The sequence below is a fragment of the Rhodovulum sulfidophilum DSM 1374 genome (assembly GCF_001633165.1).
Taxonomy (GTDB): domain Bacteria; phylum Pseudomonadota; class Alphaproteobacteria; order Rhodobacterales; family Rhodobacteraceae; genus Rhodovulum; species Rhodovulum sulfidophilum.
On sequence record NZ_CP015418.1, the window covers coordinates 535507 to 548069 of the forward strand.

Below are 12563 nucleotides of genomic sequence, written 5' to 3' on the forward strand. Positions count from 1 at the left end.
GGCCTGAATGCCCTGACTTGAAGGCGCGGGCCAGAACGCAGCGGACTGCTACCGGACCCGAGGCCCGGAAACGCCCGCCCCCGACGGGGGACGGGCGGTCGGCGGCGGGCGCGTGGCCCGCCGAAACGTCTCGGGTCTGGCTCAGATCTGCTCCAGCAGCGTCTCGCCGGCCGAGATCGAGCATTCGCCCGGGCTCGCCTCGACATTGAGCTTCTTCACCACACCGTCCTCGACCAGCATCGCGTAGCGCTTCGAGCGCGAGATCAGCCCGGCCGGCGGCGCGTCGAACTCCATGCCGATGGCCTTGGTGAAGCTGGCATCGGCATCGGCCAGCATGGTGATGCCCGCCGCATGCGCCCCGGTCGCCTCGCCCCAGGCCTTCATCACGAAGGGGTCGTTCACGGCGACGCAGACGATCTCGTCGACGCCTTTCGCAGCCAGCTTGTCTTTCGCCTTGATGAAGCTCGGCATATGCGCCGAATGGCAGGTCGGCGTGAACGCGCCGGGCACGGCAAAGATCACCACCTTGCGGTCCTTCAGCTTGTCCGACAGGGACACCGCCCCGGGGCCATCCGCGCCCATTTCGGTAAAGTTCGCCTCGGGCAGACGGTCGCCTTCGGAAATCGCCATGACTTCTTCCTCCTGATCCATTGCATTGCGTTTCGCGGCTCAGATAGTGTGAAGGCCGGATCGTGCCAGAGCGGAACCCCCATGTCCCACATCGTCATCATCGGCGCCGGCCAGGCAGGCGCGGCGCTGGCCGCGAAACTCAGGGCGCTCGGCCATGACGGGCCGCTGACCCTGATCGGCGATGAGGCCGCGCCGCCCTATCAGCGGCCGCCGCTCTCGAAGAAATACCTGCTGGGCGCGATGCCGGTCGACCGGCTCTACCTGCGCCCGCCGGCCTTCTATGCCGAGGCCGGGATAGATCTGCGGCTGGGCGAGACGGTGACCGGCATCGACCGCGACCGCCGCCGCGTGCTTCTGGGCGACCGCGAGATCGGCTATGACATGCTGGCGCTTGCCACCGGCGCCGCGCCCCGGCGCCTGCCCGCGGAAGCCGGCGGCGCGCTCGGGGGCGTCCATGTCGTGCGCCGCCTCGCCGATGTCGATGCGATGGCCCCCGAATTCAGGCCCGGCGCCCGGGCGCTGATCGTCGGCGGCGGCTATATCGGGCTCGAGGCTGCCGCGGTGGCGGCAACCCAGGGGCTGCAGGTCACCCTGACCGAAGCCGCGCCGCGCATCCTGCAGCGCGTGGCCGCCCCCGAGACCTCGGACTGGTTCCGCGCGCTCCATGCCACCCATGGCGTCCAGATCCGCGAGGCGACCGGGCTCGTCCGCCTGCTGGGCGAGACCCGCGTCACCGGCGCCGAACTGGCCGACGGCTCGGTGATCGCGGCCGATTTCGTGATCGCGGGGATCGGCGTCACCCCGGCGACCGCGCTGGCCGAAGCGGCCGGGCTGAGGACCGAGGCGGGCATCGCCGTCGACGCGATGGGCCGGACCGCGGACCCGGCGATCTGGGCCGCGGGCGACTGTACCAGCCTGCCCTATCGCGGCGGCCGGATCCGGCTTGAAAGCGTGCAGAACGCCATCGACCAGGCCGAGGCGGTGGCGGCAAACATGCTGGGCGCCGAAACGCCCTATGTCCCGAAACCCTGGTTCTGGTCGGACCAGTATGACGTCAAGCTGCAGATCGCGGGGCTGAACTCGGGCTATGACCGGGTCGTGATCCGCCCCGGCGACCGCGATGGCAGCGTCAGCCACTGGTATTATCGCGGGGCCGAGCTGCTGGCGCTCGATGCGATGAACGACCCCCGCGCCTATATGACCGCCAAGCGCCTGATCGAGGCAGGCCGCTCGCCCGCCCCCGAAAGCGTTGCGGCTGGCGATCTCAAGGCCTTGATGGCGGCATGAGGATCGTGGCGGGCCGGTTCCGGGGCCGGGCGCTTGCCTCGGTCGGCAAGGGCGATCCGGCGGCGCATCTGCGCCCCACCACCGACCGGGTGCGGGAAAGCCTGTTCAACCTGCTCATGAATGGCGGCTATGGCGATCCGGTCGGCGATGCGCGCGTGCTCGACCTCTTCGCGGGCACCGGTGCGCTGGGGCTCGAGGCGCTGTCGCGCGGGGCCGCACATGTCACCTTCCTCGAGGATGGCACCAAGGCGCTGGCGCTGATCCGCGAGAATGTGGCGCTGTGCAGGGCAGAGGCGGAAACCGCGATCCTGCGCCGGAACGCGACCCGGCCCGGCCCCGCCCCCGGCGCCCCCGCCACGCTGGTCTTTCTGGACCCGCCCTATGGCAAGGGTCTTGGCGAGAAGGCGCTGGCCGCGAGCCTCGCGAATGGCTGGATCGCGCCGGGCGCGCTGATCGTCTGGGAAGAGGGCGCGGCGGTGACCCCGCCCGAGGGGCTCGCGCTGCTCGACAGCCGCCGCTACGGCGAAACCGCTATTTCCATTCTCGAGGCCGCCTGAGCGGCTTGCCGAACGGGGCGTTTCACCCCATCTGAGCGAGCATGACCGAGCCTCTGCCCCGCGATGCCGATGCCGCGCTTGTTGACGCCGCCCGCAGCTATTTCGCGGCGCGGCGTGCCCGCGTGCCCGCCTTCGCGCGCCGCCGGTTCGGTCTGGCGGGCACGCTCGCGCTGCACCGCCACGCGCTTGGCTGGGATGTGCTGCGCGCGCCGCTGAACGTCCTGCTCTCGCCGGTGCTGATCCTGACCCGGCTCGGCGCTGCGGCCGCCGCACGAAGCCGCGCGCCCCGGCTTGCAGGCTGGCTGGGCGCGCGCCGGATCCTGCTGCCGACCGATGTCGCCACCGCAGCCGAACGCGCCGTGGTGGTGGACCTGCTCGAACTGCCATGGGAGGGCCCCGGCGGCACCAGCAGCAAGGACGCGCTGGCCCGCGCGATCCTCGCCCGGCCCGATCTCGCGGCCCTGGTCGAGGCCCGCAGCGATGCCCCCGCGCTCAGCGCCCGCGCCTTGGGCGATTATGGCGGCACCCGCTCGGCGGTGGCCGAGATGACCACGGCCTTCGGCACGATGGGAGCGGGCGCGCTCGCCTTCCAGTCGCTGACGCCGGGAATGGCCTCCTTCGCGCCCGGCCTTGCCGCCATCGTCGCGCATCAGGCGGCGATTGCCGCCTTTCCGCTGGGCGGGCTTCTGGGCACCGCCTGGTACGGGATCTTTCCCGCCGCCGCGCCCGCCTGGATGACCCTGGCGATCACGCTGCCGCTGATCGGCCTCGGCGCGCTGGTGGCGGCCTTCGCTGGCGTCATCGCCGACCCGGTTCAGGTCATGCTGGGGATGCATCAGCGCCGCCTCAACCGGCTGATCGACGCGATGGAGGATGCCTTCACCGGCAGCGGCCGCCGCGGCTTCGCCGCCCGCGAGCATTATTTCGCACGGCTGCTCGATCTTTCCGATGCCGGGCTCGCCGCGATCCGGCTGATACGCAGCTGAGCCGCCCCCAAGCCGGGCCCGGTGGCGCCTGTCGCGTCATGGGTATTTTCGCCAAGAAGAAACACGACCGTCTCTTCTTCTTGGCGAAAATACCCCCGCCACGCTCTCCGTCCCGCGATGCGGCCGGATCAGACCGCCTGGAACATCGGGAAGGTCACGCCCAGCGCCCAGGCCAGGAACAGTCCGAGCCCCAGCCCCACACCTGCGGGCCGGTTGGTGGCGCGGCCGATCCAGCCGCCCATGGTGCCGAAGAGCAGATAGAAGATCAGGATGATCGGCAGGATCAGCAGCAGGAAGAACAGGCGGTGGAAATCGAGCGCGGTGGCGATCCCGAGCGAGACCAGGAAGGCGCCGCGCGAGACCAGGCTGCGCCAGACCGGCGCCCGGCCGCCCTCGACCATCAGCGCGTCCGACAGCATGTAGGGCACCGCCCCCACCGCCATCGCCGCGATGATGAGGCCGCGGATCGGGATCGGGTAGAACGAGGTCACGTAGCGGTCCATGGCGAAGCCGAAGACCCCGATCGTGTAAAGCGCCACCAGCGCGGCCAGCGCCAGGATCCGGCCGATCTCGCGCCAGCCCGCCCAGCGGATTTCGCCCCACCAGGCCAGGAGCGCCAGCACCATCGCCCCGTAAAGCGCGAAATGGACGGCGAGGTAATCTGCCACCAGAACCGGCAGGAACTGGGTCCGGAACGGCGCCAGGATCAGCGGCACCGCCACCGCGGGCAGCAGCGCCACGATCAGGAAGCGGCGGCGCGGCAGGGGCGCGGGCCGGGGCGCCTCGGTCTGCCCGCGCATCCGCGCCAGCGGCCAGGCCAGCGCCACGATGCCGACCAGCAGAAGCGCGATCCAGCCGCCGATCTCGACGACCGGCCCGCCGCTTGTCCGCCCGAAGGTCGCATCGAGCCAGGCCCGCGTCTCGCGGAGCGCGGTCGGAGACCAGATCACGCCGATATGCTCGACATCCGGGGCCAGCAGCGCCCGCCGCCCGGTTCCCGTCGCCGGATCGCCCACCGTGTCGCCCAGTTGCGCCTCGGGATCGGCCAGCCGCAGCGCCTCGAGCGGGGCCTCTGCCAGCCGGGTTTCCCACGCGCCGTTGATCATCAGAAGGTTCGGCGGCTCGGTCGCGGTGATCGAATCGTTGGCCGCCGCGATCCCGATGGTGGCGGCGATGCGCGGGTCCTCGCGCGCCTCGCGGACGGCGATATAGCTGCCCATGGAATGCCCCAGGATCGCGACCCGCCCGTCGGCCCAGGGCTGGGCCAGCGCGGCATCGGTCACCCGCCGGGTCTCGGCCATCAGCAGAAGCGCGGTGCCCTCCGGGCTGTCGAGATCGCCCGACATCGGCACCGGGTTGCGGCCGTGCCCCTCGTAATCGAACGCGACCGCAGCATAGCCCGCCCGCGCCAGCGTCAGCGACCAGGCCTGCATCAGCTGGCGCGATCCGGCGAAACCGTGCGAGACGATCACCACCGGGGCGGGCGGCGCGTCCTTCAGCCGGTAGACCGTGGCAGGCGTCGTCCCGGTGCCCGGGACCGGCGCGATGACCACGCCCCGGCGTTCGGCCTCGAGCTGCCAGACCGAGACCGCGATCGCGACCAGTGCCGCGATGCCGACGATCCAGCGCATCGGCGTCAGACGTGCGAAGAGTTCGATCATGATCCGCCTCTCTCGCCGCCATTCCGGCGGCGGCCTCCCCGGGGTTGTCGTTCGGAACGCCGCCCCGGGAAGGGACGGCTCAGCCGTAGGTAGGGTGGAACAGCCCGCCCGGCGAGAGCGTGAAGATCTCGCAGCCATCGGCCGTGACGCCGATCGAATGCTCGAACTGCGCCGACAGCGACTTGTCGCGGGTCACGGCGGTCCAGTCATCGGCCAGGATCTTGGTCTCGGGCCGGCCCAGATTGACCATCGGCTCGATGGTGAAGAACATGCCCTCTTCGAGAACCGGGGTCGGGTCGCGGGTCGGGTTGCCCGAGATCGTGACCTTCTGGCCCTCCGCGTTCAGCCGGAACGGCGCGTAATGCAGCACGTTCGGCGGCGCGTGGAACACCCGGCCCAGCCCGTGGCCGCAGAAATCGCGCACCACGCTCATGCGGTGGGATTCGACATAGGCCTGGATGGCCGCGCCGATATCGCCGAAGGTGTTGCCGGGCCTGACCGCCTCGATCCCCTTCAACAGCGAATCATGGGTGACCTGGATCAGCCGCTCGGCCTTGCGCGAGAGCTTGCCCGCCACATACATCCGGCTGGTATCGCCGTACCAGCCATCGACAATCACAGTCACGTCGACATTGAGAATGTCGCCGTCCTTCAGCACCTTGGATCCCGGGATGCCGTGGCAGACCACATGGTTCACCGAGATGCAGCTGGCGTGCTTGTAGCCCTTGTAGCCGATGGTGGCGGAAACAGAGCCCTTCGCCTCGACCAGTTCGGTGATGACGCGGTCGATCTCGCCCGTCGTCTGGCCGGGGAAGACCAGGGGCGCGATCTCGTCGAGGATCTCGGCCGCGATGCGTCCGGCGGCATGCATGCCGGCGAAATCCTCGGGCTCGTAGATGCGAATATTGTCTTTCGTCCGCCTGCCGCGGGTCTTCTCGTCCAATGCCCACTCCTTCATGGCCTGGCCCAGAGATACGCCCCCGGGTCGGCAAAGGCCAGAGGACGAAGAGACGCGCGGCCCGCCGCCCGACGCCCAGGCGCACGAGAGGGCTTTGAAAGCCGCAGGCACGCTCCTATACCGTGGCCGGGGACGGGACAATCCGAACAAGGAGAGAGCCATGAGCAATCCCACCGCGGCGATGCTGGTGATCGGCGACGAGATCCTGTCGGGGCGCACCCGCGATGCCAACATGCATTACCTTGCAGGCGAAGCGATCAAGCATGGCATCCGCCTGTCCGAGGTCCGGATCGTTCCCGACCGGCAGGACCGGATCGTGGCCGCGCTGAACGCGCTTCGGACCGATTACGACATCGTCTTCACCTCCGGCGGGATCGGGCCGACCCATGACGACATCACCGCCGATGCGGTGGCGGCGGCCTTCGGCATCGGCATCGGGGTGCGCGAGGATGCCCGCGCGCTTCTGGCCGAGCACTGCGCACGGATGGGGCGCGATCTGAACGAGGCGCGGCTGCGCATGGCGCGCATCCCCGACGGCGCCACGCTGATCGCGAACCCGATCTCGGCCGCACCCGGCTTCGTGCTCGGCAATGTGCATGTCATGGCCGGGGTGCCCAGCGTGTTCCAGGCGATGGTCGCCGCCGTGCTGCCCGGGCTGGCAAGCGGCGATCCGCTGATGTCGCAGACGCTTTGCGTCGAGCGGCCCGAGGGCGACATCGCGGGCGAGCTGCGCGATCTGGCCGACCGCTTTCCCGAGCTTTCGATCGGGTCCTACCCGTTCAGCCGCGACGGGGTCTATGGCACCAATATCGTCGTGCGCGGCACCGAGGCGCGCCGGATTGACGCCGCCATGGCCGAGCTTTGCGATCTGTTCCCCGAGGCGATGGCGTGACGGTCGACAGGCTGTTCGAGGGGCAGGAGGCGACCTGGCCGCCGGCTGCCCGCCATGTCACCGGCCCCTGGTGCCTGCGCGACGGACAGGCGGGCGGCAAGCGGGTCTCGGCCGCGACGCTCGAGGGCGGCTTCGACCCGGAGGCCATTGCCGGGGCCGAGACCGGCATGGTCCGGCTCGGCCAGACGCCGCTTTTCATGGTGAGGCCGGGAGAGGACGCGCTTGACGACGCGCTCGAGGCGCGCGGCTATCTCAGGGTCGATCCGGTGACGATCCTGTCGGGGCCCGCCGCCGCCATCGCCGCCGATCCGCCCGCGCCGCTGTCGACCTTCACGATCTGGGAGCCGCTCGCGATAATGACCGAGCTCTGGGCCGAGAACGGCATCGGCCCGGCCCGGATGGCGGTGATGGACCGCGTGCAGGGGCCGAAAACCGCCGTTCTGGGCCGCCGCAAGGACCGCGCCGCGGGCACGGCCTTCGTGGCGCTGGATCGCGACATGGCCTTCGTGCATGCGGTCGCTGTCTCGCCCGAGCATCGTCGGCAAGGAACCGCCGTCAACATGATGCGGGCTGCCGCCCAATGGGCCCTAGATGGCGGCGCCAGCACGCTTAACGTTCTGGTCACAGAAGACAATCACGCGGCGCTTGCGCTCTATGCTTCCCTGAACATGACCAATGTGGGACAGTATCATTACCGAATGATGGCGCCGCAAAAGGCCTGAGCAGTGACCCATGACAAGACGCGTCCGACGGCTCTCGATCTGCCGATGGTCGACCCGTTGCCGCCCGAGACCCGGAAATATTTCGACCTCTGTGCCGAACGGCTCGGGCTCGTGCCGAACGTGCTGGCGGCCTATGCCTTCGACATCGGCAAGCTGAACGCCTTCACGGCGATGTATAACGACCTGATGCTGGGCGAGAGCGGGCTGTCGAAGCTCGAACGCGAGATGATCGCGGTCGTGGTCTCGTCGATCAATCGCTGCTGGTATTGTCAGGTCGCCCATGGTGCCACCGTACGCGCGCTGTCGGGCGATCCCGCACTGGGCGAGGCGCTGGTGATGAATTACCGGGTCGCGCCGCTTGACCCGCGCCAGCGCGCGATGCTCGATTTCGCGGCCAAGCTGACCGAGGCCAGCCACCGGGTCGAAGAGCCCGACCGCCAGGCGCTGCGCGAGGCGGGTTTCAGCGACCGCGACATCTGGGACATCGCCGCCGTGGCCGGGTTCTTCAACATGACCAACCGGGTCGCCTCGGCCTCGGGGATGGAGCCCAATCCCGACTATCACGGATCGCACCGATGAGGGCCCGGCGCCCGCTGCTGGCGCTGGCGCTTCTCTGGTCGGGGCTGCTTGTATGGCCGGGACTGGCCGGGGCGATGGTGCCGGAAATTCCCGAAATGGCGACCGTCGCGGCCGACGAAACCGAAGCCGCGTCAAGCCTGCGCATTCCGACCGGCCCCTATGACGGCCAAGTCGTGCCGAGCCAACGCGCGGAGGGCGCGATCCGGCGGCTGGTCTGGCAGGCGCCGCTGGACGGACGGAGCACGCTGCAGGTGATCGACCCGCTCAAGGCCGACCTGATCGCGGGCGGCTACCGGATCGCCTTCCAATGCGCGGCTGCGGGCTGCGGCGGGTTCGATTTCCGCTTTGCCACCGACACCCTGCCAGAGCCCGCGATGCATGTGGATCTGGGCGATTTCCGCTTTCTCGCCGCGGAAAAGGCCCGGCCCGACGGCACCGATCACGTCACGCTGATGGTCAGCCGCTCGGAAGAGCGCGCCTTCGTGCAGGTGACGCAGGTCGGCCGGCCAGACCCCGCGCCCGCGGTACAATCGACCAAATCACCGGGCGACAGCCTGCGCATCGAGACCGCAGACGGGCGGAGCGCATCCGCACAAGACGAGACCGCGCTGGCCGAGCGCCTCGCCCGGGACGGGCATGCGGTGCTGGCCGGGATCGACTTCGCGACGGCCGCGGCGACGCTCGGCACCGGCCCCTTCCCCGCGCTGGCGGCCCTCGCCGACTATCTGCGCGCCCATCCCGGCAGCAAGGTCGTGCTTGTCGGCCATACCGACACCCAGGGCGGACTGGCCGGCAATATCGCGCTGTCGAAGAAACGGGCCGAAGCGGTGCGCGACCATCTCGTCACCAAGCTGGGCATCCCGGCCGCGCAGGTGGCGGCCGAGGGCGTGGGCTTTCTCGCCCCGCTTTCCAGCAACGCGACCGACCGGGGCCGGACCGAGAACCGCCGCGTCGAGGCTGTGCTCGACACCTCGCAGTGAGCCCGTGAGGCCGGGCATGGCGGCCCGGCTCAGATCATGATGCCGTCACCCTCGAAATGCGTCAGCAGGAAGTCGATGAAGGCGCGCACCTTGGGCTGGGTGAACCGCCCCGGCGGATAGACCGCATAGATGCCCAGCCGTTCCATCGGCAGACCCGGGATCGCCTCCTCGACCAGCCCCTTTTCAAGCGCCTCGCGGAACAGGAAGCTCGGCAGATAGGCGATGCCAAGCCCGGCGACGGCGGCGTTCAGCAGCGACTGGCCGTCATTCACCGTCAGCCAGCCCGCCGTGCGCACCTGCCGCTTTTCGCCCGAGGGCGCGGTGATCTTCCAGACATTGCCGCTGGCCTGGTTGGAATAATGCAAGAGCTTGTGCCCGTTCAGGTCATCGATCTTCTGCGGCCGCCCGAATTTCCGGAAATACTCGGGCGAGCCGATCATCCGCCGGGTGGTGTCGGCCAGCTTGCGGGCGCGCAGCGTGCTGTCTTCCAGCTCGCCCACCCGGATCGCCAGGTCGAACCCCTCCGAGATCAGTTCGACGAAGCGGTTGTTGAGCACCATGTTGACGGTGATGTCGGGATATTTCTGCAGGAACGCGCCCAATAGCGGCGACAGGTGATTGACCCCGAAATCGGTCGCGACCGAAATGCGCAACAGGCCCGAGGGCGCCGACTGCATCGCCGAGACAAGCGCATCGGCCTCGCCCGCATCGTTCAGAACCCGCCGCGCGCGGTCGTAATAGGCCAGACCGATCTCGGTCGGGCTGACGCGCCGGGTGGTGCGGTTCAGAAGCCGCGCGCCCAGCCGCGCCTCGAGCGACGAGACATGCTTGGAGACGGCCGATTTCGAAATGCCCATCTTCCTGGCGGCATCGGTAAAGCCGCCTTGATCCACGACGTTGGCAAAGGCCTCCATCTCGGTCAGTCTGTCCATGCTTTCTTCCTTGCTCGCGTGCCCCTCTCACCACCGTTTCGCAAGATGCCGCCGGAATGGGGCGGGATTTGGGAAGGCCCCAGACAATACTTTGGTAACAGGCCGAATCGTCATCCCAATGGAAACAGGCGCCCAGGCCCGGTTCAAAGCGTGACAGCCAGCCGCGCGCCCTGGTCTATGGCCCGCTTGGCGTCAAGCTCGGCCGCCACATCCGCGCCTCCGATCACGTGATGCGCGATGCCCGCCGCCTCCAGTTCCGCCGCGAGGCCGCGCTCGGGTTCCTGCCCGGCGCAAAGCACCACGGTATCGGCTGCCACCAGCCGCGGTTCGCGCCGTTCGGGACCGAAGCTGATCTCGATGCCCTCGGGGGTGATCCGCTCGTAATTCACGCCCGACAGCATCGTCACCCCCTTCATCGCCAGTGCGGCGCGATGGATCCAGCCGGTGGTCTTGCCCAGCCGCCGCCCGGGCTTCTCGGCCTTGCGCTGCAACAGCGTCACCGCGCGCCGCGGCGGCTCGGGGCGCGGGCCTTCGGGCGCGAGGCCGCCGCGATGCGCCGCCGGATCGGCCACCCCCCATTCCGCGCGCCAGAGCGCGGGATCGCAGGTCGGGCTGTCGCCCGTCACCAGGTATTCGGCGACATCGAAGCCGATGCCGCCCGCGCCGACCACCGCGACCCTTGGCCCGGCCGGGGCCCCGCCCGCCAGCAGATCGACATAGGACCGGACATGCGGCAGATCCTGCCCCTCGATGCCCGGATCGCGCGGCAGTACGCCCGTCGCCAGCACCACCGCGTCGAACCCCCGCAGATCTTCGGGCCCGGGCGCAGCGCCCAGCTTCAGCGTGATGCTCTCCTTCTCGACCATGGTCGCGAACCAGTCGACCAGACCGTCGAATTCCTCCTTGCCGGGGATCCGCCGCGCCATGTTGAGCTGCCCGCCCAGCGCCCCGGCCCTGTCGAACAGCGTCACCGCATGACCGCGCCCGGCCGCGATCAGCGCCGCCGACAGGCCCGCGGGCCCCGCCCCCACCACCGCGATCCGGTGCGGCGTTTCGGCCTTCTCGTAGCGCAGCTCGGTCTCGAAACAGGCGCGCGGGTTGACGAGGCAGGTCGAGACCTTGCCGCTGAAGGTATGGTCGAGGCAGGCCTGGTTGCAGGCGATGCAGGGCGCGATCTCGCGCGCCCGGCCCGAGCGCGCCTTGGCCACGAAATCGGGGTCGGCCAGGAACGGGCGCGCCATCGAGACCATGTCGGCCGCGCTCCCGGCCAGGAGCCGCTCGGCGGTCTCGGGGGTGTTGATCCGGTTCGAGGTCACGACCGGGATGCCGACCTTGCCCATCAGCTTTTGCGTGACCCAGGCAAAGCCCGCCCGCGGCACCGAGGTCGCGATGGTCGGCACCCGCGCCTCGTGCCAGCCGATGCCGGTATTGATGATCGTGGCCCCCGCCGCCTCGACCCGCTGCGCCAGCTCGATCACCTCGTCGAAACTGGACCCATCGGGCACCAGATCGATCATCGACAGCCGGTAGATCAGGATGAAATCGGCCCCGACCGCGGCCCGCACCCGGGCCACGACCTCCAGCGGCAGCCGCATCCGGTTCTCGTAGCTGCCGCCCCAGTCGTCCTCGCGGCGGTTGGTATGGCGCACAAGGAACTGGTTCAGGAAATAGCCTTCCGAGCCCATCACCTCGACCCCGTCATAGCCGGCCTCGCGGGCGCGGGCGGCGGCGGTGGCGATATCGGCGATCTGCTTCTCGATGCCCCCCGCATCGAGAGCCTTCGGCGGAAAGGGCGAGATCGGCGATTTGAGCGCGCTCGGCGCGACGCAATCGGGGCTGTAGGCATAGCGCCCGGCATGCAGGATCTGCATCGCGATCCGCCCGCCCTCGGCATGGACGCGGTCCGTGACCCGGCGGTGATTGGCGATGTCCTCGGGCGAATAAAGCCCGGCCGCGCCCGGAAACACGCCGCCCTCGGGGTTCGGCGCCATGCCGCCGGTCACGATCAGCCCGACGCCGCCCCGCGCCCGCAGCCCGTAGAATTCGGCCACCCGGTCCCAGTCGCCGCGCTCTTCGAGCCCGGTATGCATGGACCCCATCAGCACCCGGTTCGGCAGGCGCGTGAAGCCGAGTTCAAGCGGCGCAAGAAGATGCGGATAGTCGGTCATGTCCTCGGTCCTCCCCAAAGCCTGTCGCGGGCCATCTTTCCGGGCCTTCTGCGGGCCTGTCGCGAAGCTGTCCCGTGCCACCGCCAGAACCCAGCCTGTCGCGCCGCAGGACCGCTGTCACCGGGGACGCGACGTAAGGTCGGCCGGGCGCGGGCGGACCGCTGCCCGGGCCGCACCCGCATCATTCTAGCCCTGTCGATCCCGGCAGGCG

General features: G+C 69.6%; 12 protein-coding genes. 7 read left to right on the forward strand and 5 right to left on the reverse strand.

Features of this window, described 5'->3' with window-relative positions; translation table 11 throughout:
• Window positions 1–141: 141 nt before the first annotated feature.
• Window positions 142–630 carry a peroxiredoxin gene (locus tag A6W98_RS02690; protein WP_042457564.1) on the reverse strand — a complete coding sequence of 163 codons (489 nt, stop codon included), beginning with the start codon at window positions 628–630 and terminating at the stop codon, window positions 142–144.
• Window positions 631–711: 81 nt separating this feature from the next.
• On the opposite strand from A6W98_RS02690, the gene A6W98_RS02695 reads away from it, so the two are divergent.
• Genes A6W98_RS02695 through A6W98_RS02705 form a run of 3 tightly spaced genes read left to right on the forward strand, consistent with a single transcriptional unit; the run spans window position 712 to window position 3460 of the window.
• On the forward strand, window positions 712–1917 hold the full coding sequence (locus A6W98_RS02695) for an NAD(P)/FAD-dependent oxidoreductase (protein ID WP_042457567.1): 1206 nt from the start codon (window positions 712–714) through the stop codon (window positions 1915–1917).
• Window positions 1914–2474, forward strand: coding sequence for a 16S rRNA (guanine(966)-N(2))-methyltransferase RsmD (gene rsmD / locus A6W98_RS02700; protein ID WP_042457570.1), 561 nt, complete (start codon window positions 1914–1916; stop codon window positions 2472–2474). The genes A6W98_RS02695 and rsmD overlap by 4 nt, the downstream gene beginning before the upstream one ends.
• Window positions 2475–2515: 41 nt before the next feature.
• The gene (locus A6W98_RS02705) at window positions 2516–3460 is read left to right on the forward strand and encodes a DUF6635 family protein (RefSeq protein ID WP_042457572.1); all 945 of its coding nucleotides are present in this window, start codon (window positions 2516–2518) and stop codon (window positions 3458–3460) included.
• A 128-nt stretch (window positions 3461–3588) separates the two neighbouring features.
• On the opposite strand, the gene A6W98_RS02710 is transcribed toward A6W98_RS02705, so the two are convergent.
• Window positions 3589–5121, reverse strand: a complete 1533-nt coding sequence (locus A6W98_RS02710) for a dienelactone hydrolase family protein (protein ID WP_052677892.1) — start codon at window positions 5119–5121, stop codon at window positions 3589–3591.
• Between the two features lie 79 nt (window positions 5122–5200).
• A complete protein-coding gene (map, locus tag A6W98_RS02715; protein ID WP_143540295.1) occupies window positions 5201–6064 on the reverse strand; it encodes a type I methionyl aminopeptidase in 864 nt (287 codons plus the stop codon).
• A 175-nt stretch (window positions 6065–6239) separates the two neighbouring features.
• Here map and A6W98_RS02720 point away from each other — a divergent pair, with 175 nt between their 5' ends.
• Genes A6W98_RS02720 through A6W98_RS02735 form a run of 4 tightly spaced genes read left to right on the forward strand, consistent with a single transcriptional unit; the run spans window position 6240 to window position 9252 of the window.
• Entirely contained in the window at window positions 6240–6971 is a 732-nt protein-coding gene (locus A6W98_RS02720; protein ID WP_042457578.1) for a competence/damage-inducible protein A, read from the forward strand.
• On the forward strand, window positions 6968–7693 hold the full coding sequence (locus A6W98_RS02725; protein WP_042457581.1) for a GNAT family N-acetyltransferase: 726 nt from the start codon (window positions 6968–6970) through the stop codon (window positions 7691–7693). The genes A6W98_RS02720 and A6W98_RS02725 overlap by 4 nt, the downstream gene beginning before the upstream one ends.
• Window positions 7694–7696: 3 nt before the next feature.
• Window positions 7697–8272 (forward strand): peroxidase-related enzyme, encoded by a 576-nt coding sequence (locus A6W98_RS02730; RefSeq protein WP_042457584.1) that lies wholly within the window; start codon window positions 7697–7699, stop codon window positions 8270–8272.
• Window positions 8269–9252 carry an OmpA family protein gene (locus A6W98_RS02735; protein WP_052677893.1) on the forward strand — a complete coding sequence of 328 codons (984 nt, stop codon included), beginning with the start codon at window positions 8269–8271 and terminating at the stop codon, window positions 9250–9252. Before A6W98_RS02730 ends, A6W98_RS02735 begins: the two co-directional genes overlap by 4 nt.
• Window positions 9253–9281: 29 nt before the next feature.
• On the opposite strand, the gene A6W98_RS02740 is transcribed toward A6W98_RS02735, so the two are convergent.
• Window positions 9282–10184, reverse strand: a complete 903-nt coding sequence (locus tag A6W98_RS02740; protein ID WP_042457587.1) for a LysR family transcriptional regulator — start codon at window positions 10182–10184, stop codon at window positions 9282–9284.
• Window positions 10185–10327: 143 nt separating this feature from the next.
• A complete protein-coding gene (locus tag A6W98_RS02745; RefSeq protein ID WP_042457590.1) occupies window positions 10328–12352 on the reverse strand; it encodes an NADPH-dependent 2,4-dienoyl-CoA reductase in 2025 nt (674 codons plus the stop codon).
• Window positions 12353–12563 lie beyond the last annotated feature (211 nt).

Bases quoted from the DNA above. Each gene is read 5' to 3' on its own strand.
- rsmD (WP_042457570.1), top strand. From the start codon at position 1,914: ATGAGGATCGTGGCGGGCCGGTTCCGGGGCCGGGCGCTTGCCTCGGTC.
- A6W98_RS02720 (WP_042457578.1), top strand. From the start codon at position 6,240: ATGAGCAATCCCACCGCGGCGATGCTGGTGATCGGCGACGAGATCCTG.
- A6W98_RS02710 (WP_052677892.1), bottom strand. From the start codon at position 5,121: ATGATCGAACTCTTCGCACGTCTGACGCCGATGCGCTGGATCGTCGGC.
- A6W98_RS02735 (WP_052677893.1), top strand. From the start codon at position 8,269: ATGAGGGCCCGGCGCCCGCTGCTGGCGCTGGCGCTTCTCTGGTCGGGG.
- A6W98_RS02705 (WP_042457572.1), top strand. From the start codon at position 2,516: ATGACCGAGCCTCTGCCCCGCGATGCCGATGCCGCGCTTGTTGACGCC.
- A6W98_RS02695 (WP_042457567.1), top strand. From the start codon at position 712: ATGTCCCACATCGTCATCATCGGCGCCGGCCAGGCAGGCGCGGCGCTG.
- A6W98_RS02745 (WP_042457590.1), bottom strand. From the start codon at position 12,352: ATGACCGACTATCCGCATCTTCTTGCGCCGCTTGAACTCGGCTTCACG.
- A6W98_RS02740 (WP_042457587.1), bottom strand. From the start codon at position 10,184: ATGGACAGACTGACCGAGATGGAGGCCTTTGCCAACGTCGTGGATCAA.
- A6W98_RS02690 (WP_042457564.1), bottom strand. From the start codon at position 630: ATGGCGATTTCCGAAGGCGACCGTCTGCCCGAGGCGAACTTTACCGAA.